Source organism: Streptomyces sp. 135 (assembly GCF_020026305.1).
Lineage (GTDB): Bacteria > Actinomycetota > Actinomycetes > Streptomycetales > Streptomycetaceae > Streptomyces.
Window position 1 is genome coordinate 1827280 of sequence record NZ_CP075691.1, and the last position, 22578, is coordinate 1849857.

Here is a 22578-nt window from a genome sequence, read left to right on the forward strand (position 1 = left end):
CCCCGCATCGCGAAGGCCCCGGTTCCGTCGAGGAGCCGGGGCCTTCGTCGTGGCGGGGCGCTCAGCGTCGTGGCGGGGCGCTCAGCCCTTCCAAGAGCGTGTCACGACGCCTTCCTGGACCTCGAAATTGAGCCGCCCCGCGAGGTACTCCATGGTGATGATCGCCCCCGGGGGCAGCGACCTGACAGTGGACCAGCCGTGCTCGCGCGCCTGCCGCTCGGCTGCTTCGGCCGCCAGGCCCACGTAACGGTCCGGGCTGTCCTGGGGCTCTGCGGGAGGGGTCGGAATAGGTGCCATGGACGCCACGTTAGGCGGCGCGGCAGCGCCGGGGAAGGCCGGGGGGCCGGACACCATGCGTCACGGATACCTCTCCGGTCACGCTTTTGTCACAGGATCACGACGTGCGTTTCGGTCGAACTCCGTCACACGTATGGGCGGTTCCGTACGTCTGACGGAGTAATTCCCGGAAGTCTTCGGTCCACCGGGAAGCCGCCCCCACGACCCCGTCAATAGCGCACCCCGAATAATCCCGCGCCCTCTTGACGAACCCTCCGCATTTCGGAATCCAAGCCCCGCGGACCGGTGGTGACGGTGCATAGGGAATTCATGGTTCCGGCCCAGCGCCCCCTCCGCGCCGCCCGCCCGGAAGCGGCGTACGCCCCCTGTCGGAGTCGGCGCCGGGGCGAGCATCATGGCCGGAGCTTCGAACAGGCTTCGGGCAGGCCCAGGACGCGATGGCGAAGGGGCGGGCGATGGGGACCGAGACGGTGCGGGCGGTTCGGGGGCCGGTGCGGGAGCGGCGACCCGGCCGGGTGGTGGTGGAGTGGCTGACCACCACGGACCACAAGAAGATCGGTCACCTCTACCTCATCACGTCGTTCGTCTTCTTCCTGGCCGCCGGTCTGATGGCCCTGATGATGCGGGCCGAGCTGGCCCGGCCGGGGCTCCAGCTGATGAGCAACGAGCAGTTCAACCAGGCCTTCACCATGCACGGCACGATCATGCTGCTGCTCTTCGCGACGCCGACGTTCGCGGGCTTCGCCAACGAGATCATGCCGCTTCAGATCGGCTCGCCGGACGTCGCCTTCCCGCGGCTGAACATGCTCTCGTACTGGCTCTTCCTCTTCGGCGGCCTGATGGTGCTCGGCTCACTGCTCGTGCCGAGCGGTCCCGCGGCCTTCGGCTGGTTCGCGTACGCCCCGCTCAACAGCCTGGAGCGCTCGCCGGGCATCGGCGCCGACCTGTGGATCATGGGGCTCGCGCTCTCCGGCTTCGGCACGATCCTCGGCGCGGTGAACTTCCTGACGACCATCATCGGGATGCGCGCGCCCGGCATGACGATGTTCCGGATGCCCGTCTTCACCTGGAACGTGCTGTTCACGTCGATCCTGGTGCTGATCGCGTTCCCCGTGCTCGCCGCCGCGCTGCTGGTCCTGGAGGCGGACCGGCGCTTCCACTCCGTCGTCTTCGCCTCGGAGAACGGGGGCGCGCTGCTGTGGCAGCACCTCTTCTGGTTCTTCGGGCACCCCGAGGTGTACATCATCGCGCTGCCGTTCTTCGGCATCATCACGGAGATCATCCCGGTCTTCAGCCGAAAACCGATGTTCGGCTACCTGACGCTGGTCGGCGCGACGATGACCATCACCGGCCTGTCGGTGGTCGTGTGGGCGCACCACATGTTCGCGACGGGTGCGGTGCTGCTGCCCTTCTTCTCGTTCATGTCGTTCCTGATCGCGGTCCCGACGGGCGTGAAGTTCTTCAACTGGACCGGGACGATGCTCAGGGGCTCGCTGTCCTTCGAGACGCCCATGCTGTGGGCGATCGGGTTCCTGGTGAGCTTCCTGTTCGGCGGGCTGACCGGCGTCATCCTGGCCTCGCCGCCGCTCGACTTCCACGTCACCGACACCTACTTCGTCGTCGCGCACTTCCACTACGTGGTGTTCGGCACCGTCGTCTTCGCCACCTTCGCCGGCTTCTTCTTCTGGTGGCCGAAGCTGACGGGCAAGATGCTCGACGAGCGGCTCGGGAAGATCCAGTTCTGGACGCTCTTCGTGGGCTTCCACGCGACGTTCCTCGTCCAGCACTGGCTGGGCGCCGAGGGCATGCCGCGCCGCTACGCCGACTATCTGGCGGCCGACGGCTTCACGGTCCTCAACACCGTCTCGACCATCGGGGCGTTCCTGCTGGGCATGTCGACGCTGCCGTTCCTCTACAACCTCTGGAAGACCGCCAAGTACGGGAAGAAGGTCGAGGTCGACGACCCGTGGGGCTTCGGGCGCTCCCTGGAGTGGGCGACGTCCTGCCCGCCACCCCGGCACAACTTCGTCACGCTGCCCCGGATCCGCTCCGAGTCCCCGGCCTTCGACCTGCACCATCCCGAGTACGCGGCGTTCACGGCGCCGACCGCCGACGACCGGGTCCCCGAGGATCCGCAGACGGAGCACCCCGGTCCAGGGCCCGGCTCAGGAGGTCCCTGAACGTCTCCATCCGGTCGGTGAGCTCGGCGGGCTCGACGACCTCGAACTCCAGCCCCATGAACATCACGTGGAAGACCATCACGTCCAGGCTCGCCGCCCCCGTGCGCAGCAGGCAGCTCCGCTCGGTCTCGGCCTCCAGGGTGCCGTCGGCCGGGGAGATCCGCTCGGCGGCCTCCGCCAGCGGCACGAGGAGGCGGACCACGGCCTGCGCGGCGAACGCGCGGGTGGAGACGCCCTGGGAGACGTACGCGGCCAGGTCGTCGGCGGGCGGGGTGCGCGGCGCGAAGCGCGGCCCGTGCGGCGGCTTCGGCGTGAGCCGGTCCACGCGGAACGTACGCCAGTCCTCGCGCTCCAGGTCCCACGCCACGAGGTACCAGCGGCGCTCGGTGCACACCAGGCGGTGCGGCTCCACGGTGCGGCGGCTCGAACTTCCCCCGTGGTCACGGTAGTCGAAGCGCAGCCGTTCCGAGTCCCGGCAGACGCCCGCGAGTTCGGTCAGGAGGGCGGGGTCCAGGCCCTGCCGGCTCGGGGCGCGCAGCATCGGCACGGTGAAGGCGTGCAGGGCGCTCACCCTGCGGCGCAGCCTGCCCGGCAGCACCTGTTCCAGCTTGGTGAGCGCCCGTACCGAGGTCTCGCCGATGCCCTCGATGCCCTGGCCGGCGGCGGTGCGCAGCCCGACGGCGACCGCGACCGCCTCGTCGTCGTCCAGGAGCAGCGGCGGCAGCTCGGCCCCCGCGCCGAGCTGGTAGCCGCCGCCGGTGCCGGGGCTGGCGTTGACGGGGTAGCCGAGCTCGCGCAGCCGGTCCACGTCGCGGCGGACGGTGCGCGAGGTGACGCCCAGGCGGTCGGCGAGGTCCGCGCCGGACCATTCGCGGTGGGCCTGCAACAGGGAGAGCAGGCGGAGCAGTCGTGCCGAGGTCTCCAACATGGACGCGATTGTGCCCGTCCTTCAGGACAGTGACGGTCCTGAAGGACGGTGGGCTGCGGACAGCCCCCGTAAGGGGGCGCGGGGAACTGCGCGACCAGCCACCCGGCACCCGCAGACGCGAACGCGCCTGCCGGCGGGAGTCCTACGGCGACTGCGGGCCGCCCCGGGCCTCGCGCACGCGGACGGACAGGTCGTTGTCGATGGTGTAGTACGGGCCCGCCTCCAGCACCCCGTGCTCCGTCTCGCAGCGCACCACCGGATACGTGAAGATCGCCTTCTTGTCCGCCACGTCGTCCAGGAGCCGGGCCAGGCGCACGCGCGGTCCGCTCTCGCCGGCCGGGAGCAGCCACAGGTCCCAGGGGCCTGGCCCGCTCTCCGCGAGCAGGCCGTGGCGCAGCCCGAAGGCGAACCGCGGCCCCTCGGCGGTGACTTCGGCCCGGTGGACGAGGCCGGGTTCGGCGCGCCGGACGGCCTCGGCGTACGCGGCGTCGGTCAGCGACGTGCCGTAGATCCGGCCGTGGACGGTCATGGCCCCGTCCGCCAGCTCGATCTCGCCGGCCTCGGCGTGCGGCGCCCGCAGCCAGCTGCGCACGGAGAGGTTGCCCTGCTTCGTCGCATAGGGGATGCGTACCGCGACATGGCCGCGGCTGCCGCTGGGCGCGCGGTCGACCAGTGAGCGCAGGTCGTTCACGCCCGGTCTCAGGCGGCGCGGCTCACCGCCTGAGACCTGCGCGTACGCGTTCCAGCGGCCCTCGGCGAGCTCGACGGTGCTGGGCAGCGCGGCCCGCAGCCGCCCGTCGGCCGACGGGGAGAGCGGCAGCCGGACGTAGTCCTCGGCGGAGTCGGCGTCGCGGCGGCGCAGCAGCAGATGGGCGGCGTCCTGCGTCCCGGCCTCGCCGGGGTCCGTCACGTCGAAGGTGAGGCCCCCGGCCGAGTCGGCGACGCAGTCGGCGCGTGGCGCCGTGGACGCCTCGTGGTCGTCCTCGGCGTGCGACTCGGCGTGCGGGGTGGCCAAGGCCGTCATGCGGTCGATCCCTTCGTCTGGACGCGTCGGAGGTCCCGCACCGCGTACGCGCCCCCGAGCAGCGCGCCGCGCGTGCGGTGCAGGGAGCCGCGCAGCCGGCCCCCGAGCGAGCTTCCGCGGGTGAGCATCCCGGAGAACATCGCGTCGTAGCGCTCGGCTATGCGGGCCGGGTCGAAGCGCTCCGAGTCCTGGAGCGCCGCGTCCGCCATCCGGTGCCGGAGCGAGTCGTCGTTGATGAGTTCGAGCAGTCCGCCTGCGATGGCGTCGGGGTTGCCGACCTCGACGAGGCGCCCGTCGACGCCGTTGTCGATGATCTCGCCGGGGCCGTGCGGGCAGTCGGTGGCGACGACGGGCAGACCGCAGCGCATCGCCTCGACGATCGTCATGCCGAAGGACTCCAGGCTGGAGGTGACGGCGGCGATGGAACCCTTGGCCCACTCGGGCTCGATGGGATGGGCGGGGCCCATGAGGAAGACGTGGTTGTACAGGCCCAGCTCGTCGATCAGGGCGCGCAGCTTCTCCTTCTGCTTGCCGCTGCCGTAGATCCGCAGCCGCCAGTCGGGGCGCTCGCGCCGCACCTTGTCGAAGGCCCTGATCAGCAGGTCGTACCGCTTGACGGGGGCGAGCCGCCCGGCCGCGACGACCCACTTGTGGGTGCCGTCGGCGGGCTCTATGCCGGGCGCGGGCACGGGGTTCGGCAGGGCCTGCACATGGACGCCGGGCAGCCGCATCTTGCGGGTGTAGGCGCGCGCGTCGGCCTCGGTCGTCGTGGTCAGGACATCGAGGCGCGGGTAGACGCTGCGCAGCTGCCGGCGCAGTTCCCTGGAGTGGCTGTCGAGCGTGAGGTGCTCCTGGCCGACGCGCAGCGGGCCGCGTGCGGTCTGGCGGGCGATGTGCACGTTGAGCCCGGGCCGGGTGCCGACGACGACGTCCGCGTCGAGGGCCCCGAGGTGCGCGGCGATGCGCCGGTCGGTGAGGGCGCTGTACTGGTCGTAGCGGCCCTCGGCGCTCGGGAACGTCCGGGCGGGCCGCAGATATTCGGGGTCCTCCCCGTCGTAGCCCGGGCTGCCCTTGCGCGTGTCCACGAGGTGGCTCAGGCGGACGCGCTGGTCAGGCGCGAACACCGGCTCGTCGCGGTGCCGGAAGACGGAGACGATCTCGACGTCATGCTGCTGGGCCAGCGTGTTCGCCAAGTTGTACGTCGTCCGGATCGTCCCTCCGATCCCGTACGCGTTGTGTATCAGGAAAGAGATGTGCATGCGTCCCCGTATCCCGCGTTTCCATGCGGACAGTCCCCCTCGTCCGCCTACCGGAGGGTTAGACGGTAATTCTTGGCCAAGGGTTGGGTGCTAGCACCATCCTGTTTTGAAACAGATACGTGATCGAGAGCCAAGAGCGGGAACTTCTCCGCGCCCTCACCCATCAAGGCTGGTAGGCGAGCTGCGGAACGTCGAAGCAGTTCTCGGCCATTTCTGCTCCTTGGGTGACCCAGCCTTTCCCGTCCCGCCAACGGGCCACCGACAGACACGTCCTGCGGTGCGCCGGGGGCTCGGACCGCTGCTCGAAGGTCACGGGCAGGAGCAGTCCGCGCGCCGAATACGGCTCGTTCCGGTTCATGTATCCGTCCACGCACGCGCGCGTGACCTCACTCTCTCCGCTCAGACAGGCCTTCGCCGCGTCGGTGAACCACATGGCGGCGGCCCACCCCTCCAGCTGCCACTGGGAGAGCGTCTGCCCCTTCATGGCCGCGCGGAACTCCCGTACGGCCGGATGCCCGGTGTCCTCGTAGTTCCTGCTCGATCCGGTGGCCCACAGGGCGTTGCGGCAGCGCGGCGCGTCCTCGTAGTCCTCGCCGACGGTCGAGGTCCAGTTCTGCACGTTGGTGACCTTGGCGGTGACCTCCGCCCCGACCTCGTCCATCGCCTCGCACAGCCGGGCGTTGCCGTGCGTGTCCATCGCGTCGAAGACCAGGTCGGCGCCCTGCTCCTTCAGGTCGGCTGCGGCCGCGCGGAAGTTGGGCAGCGCGAAGTCGACCTGTTCGGTGACCACTTTGTAGCCCTCCGCCTTCAGGCCTCTCGTCACGAGGCGGGCGTACGCGGCGGAGGCGGCCTGGTTGTAGGAGACGACGGCGGCGGTCCGCGCGCCGTGCTCCCGTTTGAAGTAGCGGTAGACCTCGGTGCCGCCGTACAGCTCACCGTCCCAGCCGGGCTCGCCCTTGCGCGGGGCGAGGCTGCCGTAGATCCCGTACAGGTGCGGATACGTGTCGTACGCGGAGCCGATCGGCTGTCCGCCGATGTCGGGCACCCGCGCGCGGGAGACCCGGGAGGCGCCCGCGTAGTCCAGGGCGGCGGTGGCCACCAGCGCGACGACCTGCTGCTCCTCGACGAGCTCGCGCACGCAGTCGTTGTTGCCGACGCCGCTGCCGCCGTCGTCGCAGGTGCGCACCTCCACCTGGCGTCCCTGGATGCCGCCGCGCGCGTTCAACCGGTCGAAGTACGCCTTCGCCCCGTCGCGCGGCCCGGTGAAGGCGGCGCCGCCCACCGGGCTGGTCGCGCTGGTGATGATGCCGACCCTGACCGGCGCGCCCCGCGCGGGCCCGGGCGCCGTGCCGCGCCGCTCGAAGTCGCTCTCGGGCAGCCGGGACCCGCAGGCCGCGCCGCCCACGAGGAGGGCCGCGACGAGCAGCGCCTCAGCAGCCCGGGCCGGGCGACGCATTACCGCTCAGCTTCACCAGCGCGCAGAGGGTCTTGACCGACACCTTCCAGGTGCCGTCCTGGTCGACGGCCGTACCGGAGGCGCCCGGCAGCGCGGTGGCACCCTTCAGGGTCAGCGCGTACGTGACGTCGGCCTCCTTGGCCGAGGTGAACTCGACCTCGCCGACCTCCGCGGCGACCTGCTTGCCGCGCTCGTCGCCGCTGAAGCCCTCCAGGACGGCGCGCATCTTGGCCCCGTTCTCCAGGACGGCTTCCTTGTCCTTCAGCGAAACCTCGGGGTCGAAGAACTTCTCCCAGTTCTCCCGCACTTCCCTCTCCGCGGCCGCCGGGTCGGCGGGCGCGGTGGCGCCTTCGGTGTCGTCGGTGTCGTCGGTGTCGTCGGCTGGTCCGCTCGTCTTCGCCACGGACGGCTCGGGCGGAGTGCCACCGCCCCCGCCGCCGCTGTCGTCGCCGCAGGCCACGGCGGCCGGGCCGAGCAGCAGGGCCGCGGCGACCGCCAGCGTCGCGCCCCGCCTGGGGTTGCTCCCGAGAACCATCTGGCTCACCACCGGGTGTCGGTCCGGGCCGTGACGGCCCGGTGCTTTCAGGGTCAGCTCGCAGAAGGCATAGTGCAAGCCATCGGCTGACATGGACAGCCCACCGACGTTGCTGATGTGACCGACGACGTGTCCCAGGGGGCCTCGATGCGGGCGGCTCAGACAGTTCGGACGGCCGGTGCGTCCGGCCCGACCCGGCCGCGCGCCGCGCACCCCGTGCTGTGGGCGGCCTTCGCGGCGCTCGCCGGCGGCGCGGTGCTCTGCGTGCTCGGCTGGTACGGCGTCTCGGGGGAACGCTTCGCCGAGCGGCAGCTGCCCTACCTCGCCTCCTGCACGGTGCCGGGCGCCGCGCTGATCGTGGCGGGCACGGTGCTCCTCACCCACGGCAGGAGCGCCCTGGCGGCGGCGCGCGTCGAGGAGTTGTACGGCCTGCTGGTGGCGACCGGCACCACCGGGGCCGACGAGCGGCCCAAGGCTCCCGTGGCCACCAGCGGCGCGCTCCTCATGGTCCCCGGCGGCACGCTCTGGCACCGCTCGGACTGCCCCCTGGTCGCGGGCAAGCCGGAGGCGGTCCCCGCGGACGCCACGATCCTCGCCGCGGGCGCCCTGGCCCCCTGCCCGGTCTGCGAACCGGGGCCCCCGGAGCCGGGCGCCCCGCCGACCGCCCCCGAACCGGCCCCGGGACCCTGACCGGTGGCGTCCCTGAGCTACGACCTGACGCTGGCCGGGCTCTCGGTCGGCGGCGCCGCCGCCCTCACCGGCATCGGCCTGATCGTCACGTACCGCGCCACCGGTGTCCTCAACTTCGCGCACGGCGCGATCGCCATGGTCTGCGCCTACGTCCTGCGCCAGCTGACGGCGGAATGGCACTGGCCGCTGCCGCTCGCCGCGGCGCTCACCCTGCTCGTCGTCGCACCCGGCATCGGCCTGCTCCTCGACCGCGCGGTCTTCCGCCCCCTGGCGGTCCTCGGCGGCGATCCCGCCCAGACGCTGGTCGCCTCCCTCGGCGTCTTCGTCCTCCTCGTCGGCGGCGCCGCCCTGCTGTGGGGCCCGGGCGCCCGCGACGACGCCCCCACACTGCTCCCGGCCACCGCATGGGTTCCGCTGGGGGCGGCCCTCGCCCTCGCGGCGGCCGTCGGGGCCGTCACCCGCTGGACCCGCTTCGGCGGCGCGCTGCGCGCGGTGGTCGACGACCGCGGGCTCGCCGTGCTCCATGGCGTCGACGCGGACCGGGTGGCCGCGGCGGGCTGGGCCTTCGGCTCCTTCACGGCGGGCCTCACCGGCGTCCTCCTCGCCCCCTTCGTACGCCTGGACCCGTACGGCATGCCGCTGCTGGTGATGGAAGTGGTCGCGGTGGCGGTGGCGGCCGGGATGCGCAGCCTGCCCGTCGCGGTCGCCGTGGCCCTCGGGCTCGGGGTGGCGCAGAGCCATCTGACGCGCCTGCACCCGGGGGGCCCGGCGGAACAGCTCGTGCAGACCGCGGGGGCGAACCTCTTCGTGCTCGCGCTCCTGTTCGCCGCCCTCGTCCTGCCCGGCGTCGGGTCCAAGGACGCGCTCCCGCGCACGGCGACGGCCCGGGTGCCGACCCCGCCGGGCGCCTGGATAGTGGCCGCGGTCCTCTTCCTCATCCCCCTCGGCTTCGCGGGCACGGACCTGACGACCGCCGTCCAGGTCCCGGCGCTCGCGGTCATCCTCCTGTCCCTGGTGATCGTCACGGGCCGCGGCGGCCAGATCTCCCTCGGCCAGGCGGCGTACGCGGGCCTCGGCGCCCTGTTCACCGCCCTCCTCGCGGCGGGGCGCTTCCCCGGCCTGCCCGCACTCCCGCACCTGCCGGCCCTGGCCGTGGCGGTCCTGCTCGTCGCGCCGCTTGGCCTGCTCACCGGCTGGCCCGCGATCAGCCGCCGCGGCCTGGCGCTGGCCCTCGCGACGTTCGCGGTCGGCGTGGGTGTCAGCCGCTTCGTCTTCACCCAGCCGTACGCGACCTCGGGGCTGACCGTGGACCGCCCCGCGGGCCTCGCGGGCGACCGCGCCTACTACGTCCTCGAACTCGCGCTCCTGGCCGGGGCGTTGCTCGTCGTCACCGCGCTGCGACGAGGCCGTACGGGGCGCGCCCTCGCCGCGATGCGGGACCACGAGGCGGGGGCGTCGGCCGCGGGGGTGCCCGTGCGGGCCCTCAAGCTCGGGGCGTTCGTCACCGGGGCGGCGCTGGCCGCGCTGGGCGGCGGGATGCTCGCGATGGGCCAGCGGGCGTTCGACTCGGGGGCGTACGACCCCGTGCGCGGGCTCCTCTGGTTCGCGGCGGTGGTGGTCCTCGGCTCGGACAGCGTCCTTGGGGCACTGGCGGCCGCGGCCCTGCTGGTCGGCCTGGACGCAGGCGCGCGGGGCGGCGTCGCCGCTGCGGTGGTCGGCGTCCTCGCGGTGCTGATCGGCCGCTTCCCCGGCGGGCCCTACGAGGCGCTGCGCACCGCCACGCGCCGCCTCCACCGCCCGGTCCGCCTCACCGCCCTCGGCACGGCCGCCCGCGACGCCCTCCGCCGCGCCCGCAGGCCCGCCCGGGGCCGTCGGCACCCGCGCCCGGTGCCCCGCCCGACGGCCACGCCCCGCGCCGCCCCCTCCCACCGCCACCAGCGGCCTCGGCGGCCCCGGCGGGCCACCGCCACTGACGGCCCACCACCTCACCCTCGCCTACGACGGGTTCACCGCCCTGCGCGACGTGACCCTCTCCGTTCCCCGCGGCCGGGTCACCGCGATCGTGGGCCCCAACGGCGCGGGCAAGAGCACCCTCTTCCACTGCCTGGCCGGCACCCTGCGCCCCGACACGGGCCGCGTCACACTCGGCGCCCGCGACATCACGAGGCTCCCCGCCCACGCCCGTACGCGCCTCGGCATGGCCCGCACCTTCCAGCAACCGGCGCTCTTCCCGTCCCTGACGATCGCGGAGAACGTCCGGGTGGGCGCGGAACAGAACCCCGGGGCCGTGCCCCGGGCCACTCCCCTCGCGCTCCGCCTCCTGGACCTGACGCACCTCCGCACCCGACCGGCGACCGGCCTCCCCACCGGCACGCTGCGCCGCACCGAACTCGCCAGAGCCCTCGCCGGCACGCCCCACACCCTGCTCCTGGACGAGCCTGCCGCCGGCCTGGACGACGCCGAGACGGCCGCCCTGGCCACCCTCCTGCGCGCCCTGGCGGCCGACGGCGTGGCGCTCCTCGTCGTCGAGCACGACCTCGACCTGGTGGCGGACCTCGCCGACACCGTGCACGTGATGGCGGCGGGCCGCATCGTCGCCTCCGGCCCACCGCACCACGTACTGGAAACGACCCCCGGAGCACGGGAAGCGGCCCCCGAAACAGGGCACGTCGAATGAGAGGCGCCGCATGAGGGGCATCGAACTGCGCGACGCCCACGTCCGCTACGGCCCCCTGGAGGCCCTGCACGGCATCACGCTGGCCGCGCCCGCCGCCGCCCTCACCGTCCTCCTGGGCCGCAACGGCTCCGGGCGCACCACGGCCCTGCGCGCCCTGGCCGGCACGCTCCCCCTCTCCGCGGGAGCCGTGCGCCACGACGGACGTGACATCACCCGCAGCCCGGCCCACGAACGGGCGGCCCGCGGCCTGTGCTTCGTACCGGACCGCCGGGCGGTGTTCTCCTCCCTCACCGTCGCGCAGAACCTGGAGCTCTCCCGCGCCGACGGCGGCTTCGGCCACGCCCTGACCGCCTATCCCGAGCTGCGCCCCCTGCTCTCCCGCCGCGCGGGCACCCTCTCGGGCGGCGAGCAACGCATGCTCGCCCTCTCCCGGGCCCTGCTCGCGCGGGCCTCGGTGATCCTCGTGGACGAACCGACGCAGGGCATGTCACCGCCCGTCGCGGCCCGGAGCCACGCCCTGCTGGCCGACCTGGCGGGCCCGGACACCTGCGTGGTCGTGGCCGAACAGCGACTGCCGCCCGCCTGGCGCGAACGCGCGAGCCGGACGGCGGTCCTGGTGCATGAGCTGCGCCGGGGCGCGGTGGTCCGCAGCGGTGAGGCGGCGGAGTTCAGCGCCGCCCGGGAATGACGAGCCGCGCGCCGGTGCCGAGCAGGTGCGGGTTGCTCCCGACGACGTCCTCGTTGGCCTGGTGGAGGGCCTTCCAGCCCCCCTTGACGCCGTACCGCTGGGCGATCGAGCTCAGCGTCTCCCCGCGCGCGACGACGTGCGCGCCCCGTCCGCCCCGCTCCCGCGCGCCCCGATCACTCCGGTCGCCTCGCTCGTCCTGCTCCCGCCGGTCGAACCTGTCGATCCGGACCTTCTTGGAGCAGGAGGGCCAGGCCTTCCAGCCCTGGGTGCGCAGCACCTTCTCGGCGACCTTGATCTGTTCTTTTCTGGTGGCGAGATCGGCGCGCGGCGCGTACTTGAGCCCGCCGTACGCCTCCCAGGTGGGCTGCCAGAACTGGAGCCCTCCGTAGTAGCCGTTGCCCGTGTTGGTCTGCCAGTTGCCGCCGCTCTCGCACTGGGCGAGGCAGTCCCAGGGCCCCTTGGCGGTGGAACAGTCGAACTCCGCGGGCGGGGCCGCCGGCAGCGACGGCGGAGCCGCGGCCGCGGTGGCCGGTGGCAGCGCCACCGCGGCCAGGGCCACGCCCACGACCACGCTCATGGACGTGAGACGCGCGGCCGGCGTCGGATTCGTCAGATAATGCGTCAGGTGCATCGGGTCACGCTAGGCAGCGACGGCGCGGCCTCGGGACATGCCGCGCCGCCGCGGCCGCGACCCCACCCGGACGGAGGCTCGGGCCCGGCAGGCCCAGCAGTGGTCCAGGCCAATTGCGCGTTACCTTCGGTAACAGCGAGATCCGGCCACCCACTTCATTCGCTGTTATCCGCATTTATCGACCAGCGCCCCCCTGAATCCATGACCCACCTCGCCGGTCCAACTCCCCTGTGCGGCAGGACCGTTGGCGCGGAGTGACGTATTCCGGCGGTCGGCTCACGCTCCGCCGTGGATGGTTCGATTCCGTTCACCGCCATCCGTGACTTGCGCCACTGATCCGCCGTTGTCTTCTCATGAGCCGGGCACCCCCCGGCTCGGCACACCCACCCCAAGCACCCCCTGTGACGATCCCGAGGAGCCACCCGTGCCGCGCATGCTCGACGTCAGCGACGACGTACGCGCCGAGATCGGCGACGAAGAAGCCGACCGGCTGCTCGCCGGAGAGAACACCCCGGGCAGTTACGACTGCACGTCCTGCCGCACTCCGGGCGACTCCGAACAGGAACGCACCAGCACGGTCCTGTTCATCGGCGACGAGACCGCCGTGCTCGCCTTCGCCCACGCCACCTGCCTGCCCTCCCAGATCGTCACGGTCTCCGAGGAGCAGCTCCAGGGAGCCGTGCGGTCCATCACCGGCGAGGACGCCCAGGGACCCGGCGACACCGCCCCCAGCCAGGCCGTGCTCGGCGTGACCAGCGGCCTGGTCCTCATCGAGGGCGAGCTGCGCCCCGCGCTCGTCGTGGAGCCCACCGGGCCCATCGCCCGCCCGGGCGCCGCGACCGACAGCGGCGACGAGTTCCTGCCGCTCCTGATCGAGCAGGGCTTCATGCCGGTGGTCTCCCTCGACGGCCTCCCGCCCGTGCTGCACGGCTGGTCGGTACTGCTCGCCATGGGCCGGCTGCACGCCGTCCTGCAACCCGGCACGGCCGGCGGCTCCCCCGTCGCCTGGTGGCAGGCGCACCAGCCGCTCCAGGTCACCGATGCCTGGCGGGCCGCGGCGAACAAGACGCAGAGCGTGCTGCTCTTCGCCGCCCCGGCCGGCTCCATCGGCCGCCAGCCGCGCGAGGACCTGCTGCGGGACGCCCTGGACAGGACCGCGGCCCGCGGGCAGCTCGTCGCGTCCATGATGCCGCTCGCCGGAACCTGACCGGGCCGGGCGGCGGACACCTGACCGGAGCCGCGCGGACACCCGCCCGGGCCCGGACACGGACCCGACCGGGTGCCCGCGCAAGCGTCCCGAGCCGCGAACGCGCCGGTCACGCTCCTGCCCGAGCCGGAAAGCGACGCCGCCCCCGCATCCGTCGGGCGGCGGTTTCGTTGGCACAGACGTGCACACATACGACCCCTCCCGCTCCCGACCGGCGTATCAGAACCCGATCCCGTCCATGCGCACCGCGCAGGACGCCACGGGCGAGCGCTCGGCCACACCGATCTACGACACGCTGTACTCGGAGTACCGCCGAGCCTTCCGGGCCCTGCCGGGCGACCGCAGTGGCGAGGAGCATCTGGGGTTCACCGCCTTCGGCACGGGGCCGTACGGCACGCAGTACTTCGGGCAGTTCCAGCTGGGTCGCTACGGCCAGCACGACCCGCACGCCACGGGCCACCACCACGTCCCCGCGGCCCTGCCACCGCCCCCCCGCCGCGAGCTCTGAGAGCCCCGGGCACAGCGAAATGCCCGGCCCCCCGGAATCGGGGGGCCGGGCATTCACGTACGTACACCCATTTGGCGGCGTACACCCACTCGGCGGCGTACACCCACTTGGCGGCTACTTCTTGCGGCCGCGCTTCTCGCGCACCCGCACCGAGATGTGGATCGGCGTGCCCTCGAAGCCGAACTCCTCGCGCAGGCGGCGCTCCAGGAAGCGGCGGTAGCCCGCCTCGATGAAGCCCGACGCGAAGAAGACGAAGCGCGGCGGCTTCGTGCCCGCCTGGGTGCCGAAGAGGATGCGGGGCTGCTTGCCGCCGCGGACCGGGTGCGGGTGGGAGGCGACGATCTCGCCCAGGAACGCGTTCAGCCGGCCGGTCGGCACGCGCGTCTCCCAGCCCGCGAGGGCCGTCTCGATCGCCGGGACGAGCTTCTCCATGTGCCGGCCGGTGGCCGCGGAGACGTTGACCCGGGGCGCCCAGGCGACCTGCGCGAGCTCCGTCTCGATCTCCCGCTCCAGGTAGTAGCGGCGCTCCTCGTCGAGGGTGTCCCACTTGTTGTACGCCACCACGATCGCGCGGCCCGCCTCGACGGCCATGGTGACGATGCGCTGGTCCTGGACCGAGATGCTCTCGGAGGCGTCGATGAGGATCACCGCGACCTCCGCCTTCTCCACGGCGGCGGCGGTGCGCAGCGAGGCGTAGTAGTCGGCGCCCTGCTGGAGGTGGACGCGCTTGCGGATGCCCGCCGTGTCGACGAACTTCCAGACGACGCCGCCCAGCTCGATGAGTTCGTCGACCGGGTCGCGGGTGGTGCCCGCCATCTCGTTGACGACCACGCGGTCCTCGTTCGCCACCTTGTTCAGGAGGGAGGACTTGCCGACGTTCGGACGGCCGATGAGCGCGATGCGGCGGGGGCCGCCGATGGCCGTGCCGAAGGTCTGCTCGGGCGCCTCGGGCAGCGCCTCCAGGACGGCGTCCAGCATGTCGCCGGTGCCGCGGCCGTGCAGCGCGGAGACGGGGTGCGGCTCGCCGAGGCCGAGCGCCCACAGGGCGGTGGCGTCGGCCTCGCCGGAGGGGCCGTCGACCTTGTTGGCGCACAGGACGACGGGCTTGCCGGCCTTGCGCAGCAGGCGTACGACCGCCTCGTCGGTGTCGGTGGCGCCGACCGTGGCGTCGACGACGAAGACCACGGCGTCCGCGGCCTCGATGGCGTATTCCGCCTGGGCGGCGACGGACGCGTCGATGCCGAGCACGTCCTGCTCCCAGCCGCCGGTGTCGACGAGCTTGAAGCGGCGGCCCGACCACTCGGCCTCGTAGGTGACGCGGTCGCGGGTCACGCCGGGGCGGTCCTCCACGACGGCCTCACGGCGGCCGATGATGCGGTTCACCAAAGTCGACTTGCCGACATTGGGGCGGCCGATGACGGCGAGGACGGGCAGCGGGCCGTGGCCCGCCTCCTCGATGGCGCCCTCGACGTCCTCGACGTCGAAGCCCTCCTCGGCGGCGAGCTCCATGAACTGCGCGTACTCGGCGTCGCCGAGCGCCCCGTGGTCGTGCTCGGCGAAGCCGTCGCCCTCGGGCTGGATCTGGTCGCTCATGAAGTCCGTACCTCGTCGTTCATCGTGGTGATCGGTGCAGCGGCCCGTACGTCGGACCGGGGCACTACTTGATAAGTCTCGCTCAGCGCCCGGTCAGGCGCCTGGCGTTTTCCAGGTGGGCGGAGAGCCGCTCCTGGATGCGCACGGTCGCCTCGTCCAGCGCCTTGCGCGTGCGGCGGCCGCTGCCGTCGCCCGCCTCGAACGGGTCGCCGAAGACGACGTCGACCCGGCTGCGCAGCGGGGGCAGCTGCTTTACCAGCCGTCCGCGCTTGTCGGTGCTTCCCAGTACCGCGACCGGGACGATCGGGGCGCCGGACCGGACGGCGAAGTAGGCGAGTCCGGCGCGCAGCGAGGCGAAGTCGCCCTCGCCCCGGGTGCCCTCCGGGAAGATGCCGAGGCAGCCGCCCTGCTCCAGGACGCCGAGGGCGCGGGTGATGGCCGTCCGGTCGGCGATCGAGCGGTCCACCTTCACCTGGCCGATGGCCTCCAGGCAGGGGCCGAGCGGGCCGATGAACGCTTCCTTCTTGATCAGGAAGTGCGTCGGCCGGGGCGCGACGCCCATGACCATCGGGCCGTCCACGTTGTGCGCGTGGTTGACGGCCAGGATCACGGGGCCACGTGCGGGCACCCGCCAGGAGCCAAGGACCCGCGGCTTGAACAGGCCGTACATGAGGCCGACGCCGATGCGGCGGCCGACCTCCGCGCCCCGCTCCGAAGCACCTTCGGTCACTTCGCGGCCCGCTTCTCCCCGACGAGGGTGACGACGCACTCGATGACCTGCTGGAGCGTGAGCTCGGTGGTGTCGACCTCGACGGCGTCGTCGGCCTTGGCCAGCGGGGACGTCTTGCGGCTGGAGTCGGCCGCGTCCCGCTTGATCAGGGCTTCCTGGGTCGCCTTGACGTCGGCGCCCTTCAGCTCGCCGGAGCGGCGGGCTGCGCGTGCCTCGGGCGAGGCGGTGAGGAAGATCTTCAGGTCGGCGTCGGGCAGCACGGTCGTGCCGATGTCGCGGCCCTCGACGACGATGCCCTTGTCCGCCGAGCGGGCGATGGCGCGCTGGAGCTCGGTGATGCGGGCGCGCACCTCGGGGACGGCGCTGACCGCGCTGACCTTGGAGGTGACCTCGGTGGTGCGGATCGGGCCCGCGACGTCCGTGCCGTCGACCGTGATGGTCGGGGCGCCCGGGTCTATGCCGGAGACGATCTCGGGCTTGCCCGCGACGGCGGCGATCGCGCTGGGGTCGGTGAGGTCGATGCCGTTGTGCACCATCCACCAGGTGATCGCGCGGTACTGGGCGCCGGTGTCCAGGTAGCTGAGGCCGAGCTGGGCGGCGACGGCCTTGGAGGTGCTCGACTTGCCCGTGCCGGAGGGCCCGTCGATGGCGACGATCACTGCTGCCGGGGCGGCGGTTGCTGCGGTTTCCACGGGGGGCGGGCACCTTTCGCGGTACGCGGGGCGGGGTGGCGGGGCGCGAACACGCCCCGCACAAGGTTACTGGCTCGCGCACCCGGCCCCGACAGCCCCTTCCACGGGCCCCCGCGGGCCGCCTACTGCCGGATCGACCAGCCCCGCTCCCGCAGCGCCGCGCTGAGCACGGGCGCGGCCTTCGGCTCGACCATGAGCTGCACCAGGCCCGCCTGCTGGCCGGTGGCGTGTTCGATGCGTACGTCCTCGATGTTGACGCCCGCGCGGTCCGCGTCGCCGAAGATGCGGGCGAGCTGGCCGGGCTGGTCGTTGATGAGCACCGCGACGATCTCGTACGCCGCCGGGGCCGAGCCGTGCTTGCCGGGCACCCTGGTCTGGCCCGCGTTGCCGCGCCGCAGCATGCTCTCGACGCCCGCGGCGCCCTGGCTGCGCTTCTCCTCGTCGGCGGACTGGAGCGCGCGCAGCGCCGTCACGGTCTCGTCCAGGTCGTCCGCGACCTGCGCCAGGAGGTCGGCGACCGGGCCGGGGTTGGCGGAGAGGATGTCGATCCACATCCGGGGGTCGGAGGCGGCGATGCGCGTGACGTCGCGGATGCCCTGGCCGCACAGGCGCACCGCCGTCTCCTCGGCGTGCTCCAGGCGGGCCGCGACCATGCTGGAGACCAGGTGCGGCATGTGGGAGACGAGGGCGACCGCGCGGTCGTGGGCGTCGGCGTCCATGACGACGGGCACGGCCCGGCAGAGCGCGACCAGCTCCAGGGCGAGGTTGAGCACCTCGGTGTCGGTGTCGCGGGTCGGGGTGAGCACCCAGGGCCGCCCCTCGAAGAGGTCGGCGGTGGCGGCGAGCGGGCCGCTGCGCTCGCGGCCGGACATGGGGTGCGTGCCGATGTACGGGGTGAGGTCGAGGCCGAGCGCCTGGAGCTCGCGGCGCGGGCCGCCCTTGACGCTCGCCACGTCGAGGTAGGCGCGGGCGGCCCCGCGCCGCATGGCGTCGGCCAGGGTGGCGGCGACGTGCGCGGGCGGTACGGCGACGACGCAGAGGTCGACAAGTCCCTCAGGGGATTCGTCGGTACCCGCGCCGAGCGCGGCGGCGGTGCGGGCCTGCGCCGGGTCGTGGTCGGCGAGGTGGACGGTGACGCCGCGGGAGGCGAGGGCCAGGGCGGCGGAGGTGCCGATCAGGCCGGTGCCGATGACGAGGGCGGTTCTCACTGGGCGATGTCCTTGCGGAGTGCGGCGGCGGCGCCGAGGTAGACGTGCGCGATCTCGGAGCGGGGGCGGTCGGTCTCTATGTGGGCGAGGACGCGGACGACGCGGGGCATGGCGCCCTCGATGTCCAGTTCCTGGGCGCAGATCAGCGGTACGTCGGCGAGGCCGATGCCGCGTGCGGCCGCCGCGGGGAAGTCGGCGTGCAGGTCGGGCGTGGCCGTGAACCAGATGCTGATCAGGTCGTCGTCCGTCAGTCCGTTCCGCTCCAGGATGGCGGTGAGCAGCGCCCTGACCTGCTCGCCCATGTGCCCGGCCTCGTCCCGCTCCAGTTGGACGGCGCCCCGGACCGCTCGTACCGCCACAGTGCTGCTCCTCGCTCGCGTACGTCTGACTGCTGTACGGCAAGCGTAGTCAGCGCCCGGGGCGGGAGCGCGCGGCGCCCGTCTGCCGAGACGGGAGCGGCTTTCCCGCCGGAAATTCGAACGCCCTCCCCCGGCAGCCGCCGTACGCTCCCCGCATGCACCCTCAGGACCGCGCCCTCGACCTCGGCCCGGGCCGGGCCACGGACCTGGCTCTGGTCCGCGACCACACCATCTACGCGTGCGTGATGGGCTCGCGGGCCTTCGGTCTGGCCACGCAGGACAGCGACACCGACCGCAGAGGTGTCTTCCAGGCGCCGACCACGCTGTTCTGGCGCTTCGCGAAGCCGCCGACGCATGTCGAGGGCCCGGCCGAGGAGCAGTTCTCCTGGGAGCTGGAGCGGTTCTGCGCCCTCGCGCTGCGCGCCAACCCGAACATCCTGGAGTGCCTGCACTCCCCGCACGTCGAACACGTCACGGACACCGGCCGCGAACTGCTCGCGCTGCGCGGGGCGTTCCTCTCCCGCCGGGTCCACGCCACCTTCAGCGGTTACGCGGCCGGCCAGCGCAAGAAGCTGGACGCGGACATCCGCCTCCACGGCGGCCCCCGCTGGAAGCACGCCATGCATCTGCTGCGCCTGCTCATGTCCTGCCGGGATCTGCTGCGCACCGGTGAGCTGACGATCGACGTCGGCGGCCAGCGGGAGCCGCTCCTCGCGGTCAAGCGCGGTGAGGTGCCCTGGCCGGAGGTCGAGGCGTGGATGGACCGCCTCGCTGCCGAGGCGCGGGAGGCGGTCCGGGACAGCCCGCTGCCGGCCGAGCCGGACCAGGACCGGGTCGCGGACTTCCTCCTGCGCGCCCGGCGGGCTTCGGCCCTGGCGGCCTGAGCCGGCCGGGACCGCCGGGCTCAGGCGTCCCAGAGCGCCCCGAACGCCAGCAGCTCGTCCCGGTGTTCGATCCGCTCGACCCACTCGGCGGGCCAGGCGTCGGCGCCGAGGTGGGCACCGGCGAAGGCCCCCGCCAGGCAGGCGATCGAGTCCGAGTCGCCGGATGTGCAGGCCGCCCTGCGCAGCGCGGTGACCGGCTCGTCGACGAACATCAGGAAGCAGAGCAGCCCGGTGGCGAGCGCCTCTTCGGCGATCCAGCCCTCACCTGTGGCCAGGCAGGGGTCGGTCTCGGGGTTGGCATGCCGCAGCGCTCCCTCCAGCCGCTCCAGGACGGCCAGGCACTCGTCCCAGCCGTGGGCGACGAACCGCTCCGGCGAGGACGCCTGGGCGCGCGTCCACAGGTCGCCGAGCCATGCCTCCCGGTAGCGGGTGCGGTTCTCCAGCGCGTACGAGCGCAGCAGGCCGACCAGGCCCATCGGCTCCGCGCCCCGGGCCAGCAGCCGCACCGCGTACGCCGTCAGGTCGCTCGCGGCGAGCGCGGTGGGGTGGCCGTGGGTGAGCGCGGACTGCAGCTGGGCGGCGCCGGCCCGCACGTCGTCGTCGATGCCGGGCAGCAGCCCGAGCGGCGCGACCCGCATGTTGGCGCCGCACCCCTTGGAGTGCAGCTGGCTGGCGTCCCACCAGGCCCGCCCCTCGTCGGCGAGCAGCTCGCAGGCCCGGATGCAGGTCGTGCCAGGGGCGCGGTTGTTGTCCGGCGACTCGTTCCACGCGACGAACTCCCGCCGCGCGAGGTGCGCGAACCGCTCGGGGCCGCACAGACCGCGCTCGGCGGCCGCCTTGAGGGCGCGGGCGAGCGCGAGGGTCATCTGCGTGTCGTCCGTGATGTACGCGGACTTCGGCAGCTCCATGCCCCGCCAGGGCCCGCACTTGGCGAGGATCGACGGCACGTCGTTGAACTCGGTGGGGAAACCCAGCGCGTCCCCGAGGGCGAGGCCCAGCAGGGCTCCGGTGGCGGCGCGCTTCATGAGGTCCGTCCTTCCGTGGTGGGGCGCGGCAGCGGCGGGTGGAGGGTGGTGGCGGTGCCCGCGCGGAAGAGCGCCGCGGGCTTTCCGCGGCCGCCGGTCAGCCGCGCGGCTCCGGGGACGGCCTCGACGAGCCCCGGGGTGCCGACGACCTTGCGCCGGAAGTTGGCGGGGTCGAGCTCCGCGCCCCACACCGCCTCGTAGACCTGTCGTAGCTCGCCGAGGGTGAATTCGGGGGCGCAGAAGGCCGTGGCGAGCCCGGTGTACTCCAGCTTGGCGCCGATCCGGTCGTGGGCGTCGGCGAGGATCCGGTCGTGGTCGAAGGCGAGCGGGCGGTCGGCCGCCGGGCGGTACGGCAGCCAGGCCGCGCGGGCCGCGTCGCCTCCTCCGCGTGGCTCCGGCAGGTCGGCGACGAGCGCCGCGTACGCGACGGAGACGACCCGCATGCGCGGGTCGCGGTCCGGTTCGCTGTAGGTGCGCACCTGCTCCAGGTGGAGCCCGGTGACGTCCGCGAGGCCGGTCTCCTCGGCGAGCTCGCGCCGCGCCGCGCTCTCGGCGGACTCGTCGGGCAGCACGAAGCCGCCGGGCAGCGCCCAGCGCCCCGCGTACGGCTCCTGGCCGCGCTCGACGAGCAGCACGTGCAGCGTGCCCTCGCGGATGGTGAACACCGCGAGGTCGACGGTGACGGCGAACGGTTCGTAGGCGTGCTTGTCGTATCCCTGCATGCACGACCACCCCCCTCTCTTTATGGTCTCGATGACTATAAAGAGAGGGGGGTGGTCCACGCAAGGGATTCCCCGAAGGCCGGTAAGGCCTAGAGGTCGACCTCCTTCATCAGCATGCCGACCTCCGTGTTCGACAGGCGCCGCAGCCAGCCGGACTTCTGGTCGCCGAGCGTGATCGGCCCGAAGGCCACCCGCACCAGCTTGTCGACCGGGAAGCCCGCCTCGGCGAGCATGCGCCGCACGATGTGCTTGCGGCCCTCGTGCAGGGTGACCTCGACGAGGTAGTTCTTGCCGGTCTGCTCGACGACGCGGAAGTGGTCCGCGCGGGCGTAGCCGTCCTCCAGCTGGATGCCGTCCTTGAGCTGCTTGCCCAGGTCACGCGGGATCGGGCCCACGATGTGCGCGAGGTAGACCTTCTTCACGCCGTACTTGGGGTGGGTCAGGCGGTGCGCGAGCTCACCGTGGTTGGTGAGCAGGATGACGCCCTCGGTCTCGGTGTCGAGCCGTCCCACGTGGAAGAGCCGCGTCTCGCGGTTGGTCACGTAGTCGCCGAGGCACTGGCGGCCCTCGGTGTCCTCCATGGTGGAGACGACACCGGCGGGCTTGTTCAGCGCGAAGAACTGGTACGACTGCGTGGCCACCGTCAGGCCGTCGACCTTGATCTCGTCCTTCTCGGGGTCGACGCGCAGGCCCTGCTCAAGGACGATCTCGCCGTTGACCTCGACGCGGGCCTCGTCGACCAGCTCCTCGCAGGCGCGGCGCGAGCCGTAGCCCGCGCGGGCCAGGACCTTCTGGAGCCGCTCGCCCTCCTGCTCGGCGCCGGGGAAGGTCTTGGGGATGTTCACCTTGGGCTTGTCCGCGTACCGCTCGCGGTTGCGCTCCTCCTGGCGGACGTCGAACTCGCGGGACGTCGCGGGTGCGCCGCGACGGCTGCCGCGGGCGCCGGTGCCCTGGGAGGTGCGGGGGCCGCCCTTGGCGCCACCGCGCGCGGCCGCGCCACGGCCCTTGCGGGGGCCGGGGCCGCCGTCGGCGGGGTTCACGTCGTAGCGACGCTCCTCGGGGCGCGGCTTGCTCGGCCGGCTCGGCCTGTCGTCGCGCTTGTCGCCCTGCTTGCCTCCCTGGCCGAAGCCCTGCTTGGGACCCTGCCTGTCGTCGCGGCTGTTACCGGCACCCCGGTAATTGCCGCGGCCACCGCTGCTGCCACGGCCGCCGCTGTTGCCACCACGGCTCCCGCCGTTGTTTCCGCTGCTGTTCCTGCCGTTGCTGCTTCGCATCAAAAGTTCCG

The 22578-nt window shown here is 73.1% G+C and carries 22 protein-coding genes and 1 pseudogene; 8 read left to right on the forward strand and 15 right to left on the reverse strand.

The window, feature by feature from the left end:
* Nucleotides 1–81: 81 nt before the first annotated feature.
* Nucleotides 82–297, reverse strand: a complete 216-nt coding sequence (locus KKZ08_RS08185; RefSeq protein ID WP_223773811.1) for an I78 family peptidase inhibitor — start codon at nt 295–297, stop codon at nt 82–84.
* 455 nt (nt 298–752) lie between these two features.
* Here KKZ08_RS08185 and ctaD point away from each other — a divergent pair, with 455 nt between their 5' ends.
* Nucleotides 753–2477: a cytochrome c oxidase subunit I gene (ctaD, locus tag KKZ08_RS08190; protein WP_223773812.1), complete on the forward strand. Its 1725-nt coding sequence runs from the start codon at nt 753–755 to the stop codon at nt 2475–2477.
* On the opposite strand, the gene KKZ08_RS08195 is transcribed toward ctaD, so the two are convergent.
* The 5 genes from KKZ08_RS08195 to KKZ08_RS08215 form a co-directional block, all read right to left on the reverse strand.
* Nucleotides 2392–3405 (reverse strand): YafY family protein, encoded by a 1014-nt coding sequence (locus KKZ08_RS08195; RefSeq protein WP_223773813.1) that lies wholly within the window; start codon nt 3403–3405, stop codon nt 2392–2394. The genes ctaD and KKZ08_RS08195 overlap by 86 nt on opposite strands.
* Nucleotides 3406–3547: 142 nt before the next feature.
* On the reverse strand, nt 3548–4429 hold the full coding sequence (locus KKZ08_RS08200; protein WP_223773814.1) for a hypothetical protein: 882 nt from the start codon (nt 4427–4429) through the stop codon (nt 3548–3550).
* On the reverse strand, nt 4426–5688 hold the full coding sequence (locus KKZ08_RS08205; protein ID WP_223773815.1) for a glycosyltransferase family 4 protein: 1263 nt from the start codon (nt 5686–5688) through the stop codon (nt 4426–4428). Before KKZ08_RS08205 ends, KKZ08_RS08200 begins: the two co-directional genes overlap by 4 nt.
* 163 nt (nt 5689–5851) lie before the next feature.
* Nucleotides 5852–7144: an ABC transporter substrate-binding protein gene (locus KKZ08_RS08210; RefSeq protein ID WP_223773816.1), complete on the reverse strand. Its 1293-nt coding sequence runs from the start codon at nt 7142–7144 to the stop codon at nt 5852–5854.
* Nucleotides 7119–7679: a hypothetical protein gene (locus KKZ08_RS08215; RefSeq protein ID WP_223773817.1), complete on the reverse strand. Its 561-nt coding sequence runs from the start codon at nt 7677–7679 to the stop codon at nt 7119–7121. Before KKZ08_RS08215 ends, KKZ08_RS08210 begins: the two co-directional genes overlap by 26 nt.
* A 147-nt stretch (nt 7680–7826) precedes the next feature.
* Between KKZ08_RS08215 and KKZ08_RS08220 the strand changes: the two genes are divergently transcribed.
* From KKZ08_RS08220 to KKZ08_RS08235, 4 genes and pseudogenes are all read left to right on the forward strand, one after another.
* Complete coding sequence (locus KKZ08_RS08220; RefSeq protein ID WP_223778955.1) at nt 7827–8369, forward strand: hypothetical protein; 543 nt, start codon at nt 7827–7829, stop codon at nt 8367–8369.
* Between the two features lie 3 nt (nt 8370–8372).
* Nucleotides 8373–10010: pseudogene (locus KKZ08_RS08225) on the forward strand (ABC transporter permease); the annotation flags it as partial.
* 382 nt (nt 10011–10392) lie between these two features.
* The gene (locus KKZ08_RS08230; RefSeq protein ID WP_263303399.1) at nt 10393–11046 is read left to right on the forward strand and encodes an ATP-binding cassette domain-containing protein; all 654 of its coding nucleotides are present in this window, start codon (nt 10393–10395) and stop codon (nt 11044–11046) included.
* A 10-nt stretch (nt 11047–11056) separates the two neighbouring features.
* A complete protein-coding gene (locus KKZ08_RS08235; RefSeq protein WP_223773818.1) occupies nt 11057–11734 on the forward strand; it encodes an ATP-binding cassette domain-containing protein in 678 nt (225 codons plus the stop codon).
* On the opposite strand, the gene KKZ08_RS08240 is transcribed toward KKZ08_RS08235, so the two are convergent.
* Nucleotides 11715–12365, reverse strand: a complete 651-nt coding sequence (locus tag KKZ08_RS08240; protein ID WP_223773819.1) for a transglycosylase family protein — start codon at nt 12363–12365, stop codon at nt 11715–11717. The two genes, KKZ08_RS08235 and KKZ08_RS08240, sit on opposite strands and share 20 nt — an antisense overlap.
* A 424-nt stretch (nt 12366–12789) precedes the next feature.
* Here KKZ08_RS08240 and KKZ08_RS08245 point away from each other — a divergent pair, with 424 nt between their 5' ends.
* A complete protein-coding gene (locus KKZ08_RS08245; RefSeq protein ID WP_223773820.1) occupies nt 12790–13572 on the forward strand; it encodes a hypothetical protein in 783 nt (260 codons plus the stop codon).
* 181 nt (nt 13573–13753) lie between these two features.
* On the forward strand, nt 13754–14080 hold the full coding sequence (locus KKZ08_RS08250; protein ID WP_223773821.1) for a hypothetical protein: 327 nt from the start codon (nt 13754–13756) through the stop codon (nt 14078–14080).
* 114 nt (nt 14081–14194) lie between these two features.
* Here the strand turns inward: KKZ08_RS08250 and der are convergent, their stop codons facing one another.
* The 5 genes from der to aroH form a co-directional block, all read right to left on the reverse strand.
* Nucleotides 14195–15673: a ribosome biogenesis GTPase Der gene (der, locus tag KKZ08_RS08255; RefSeq protein WP_223773822.1), complete on the reverse strand. Its 1479-nt coding sequence runs from the start codon at nt 15671–15673 to the stop codon at nt 14195–14197.
* A gap of 82 nt (nt 15674–15755) precedes the next feature.
* Nucleotides 15756–16403: a lysophospholipid acyltransferase family protein gene (locus tag KKZ08_RS08260; protein WP_223773823.1), complete on the reverse strand. Its 648-nt coding sequence runs from the start codon at nt 16401–16403 to the stop codon at nt 15756–15758.
* Nucleotides 16400–17095 (reverse strand): (d)CMP kinase, encoded by a 696-nt coding sequence (gene cmk / locus KKZ08_RS08265; protein WP_223773824.1) that lies wholly within the window; start codon nt 17093–17095, stop codon nt 16400–16402. The genes KKZ08_RS08260 and cmk overlap by 4 nt, the downstream gene beginning before the upstream one ends.
* Nucleotides 17096–17217: 122 nt before the next feature.
* A complete protein-coding gene (locus KKZ08_RS08270) occupies nt 17218–18303 on the reverse strand; it encodes a prephenate dehydrogenase (RefSeq protein WP_223773825.1) in 1086 nt (361 codons plus the stop codon).
* Nucleotides 18300–18662, reverse strand: coding sequence for a chorismate mutase (gene aroH, locus KKZ08_RS08275; RefSeq protein WP_223773826.1), 363 nt, complete (start codon nt 18660–18662; stop codon nt 18300–18302). The genes KKZ08_RS08270 and aroH overlap by 4 nt, the downstream gene beginning before the upstream one ends.
* A 155-nt stretch (nt 18663–18817) precedes the next feature.
* On the opposite strand from aroH, the gene KKZ08_RS08280 reads away from it, so the two are divergent.
* Entirely contained in the window at nt 18818–19546 is a 729-nt protein-coding gene (locus tag KKZ08_RS08280; RefSeq protein WP_223773827.1) for a nucleotidyltransferase domain-containing protein, read from the forward strand.
* 20 nt (nt 19547–19566) lie between these two features.
* Here KKZ08_RS08280 and KKZ08_RS08285 read toward each other — a convergent pair whose 3' ends face one another.
* From KKZ08_RS08285 to KKZ08_RS08295, 3 genes are all read right to left on the reverse strand, one after another.
* Nucleotides 19567–20571 (reverse strand): ADP-ribosylglycohydrolase family protein, encoded by a 1005-nt coding sequence (locus KKZ08_RS08285; RefSeq protein WP_223773828.1) that lies wholly within the window; start codon nt 20569–20571, stop codon nt 19567–19569.
* Nucleotides 20568–21293 (reverse strand): NUDIX domain-containing protein, encoded by a 726-nt coding sequence (locus tag KKZ08_RS08290; protein ID WP_223773829.1) that lies wholly within the window; start codon nt 21291–21293, stop codon nt 20568–20570. Before KKZ08_RS08290 ends, KKZ08_RS08285 begins: the two co-directional genes overlap by 4 nt.
* Before the next feature lie 89 nt (nt 21294–21382).
* Nucleotides 21383–22567: a pseudouridine synthase gene (locus KKZ08_RS08295; RefSeq protein WP_223773830.1), complete on the reverse strand. Its 1185-nt coding sequence runs from the start codon at nt 22565–22567 to the stop codon at nt 21383–21385.
* Between the last annotated feature and the right edge of the window lie 11 nt (nt 22568–22578).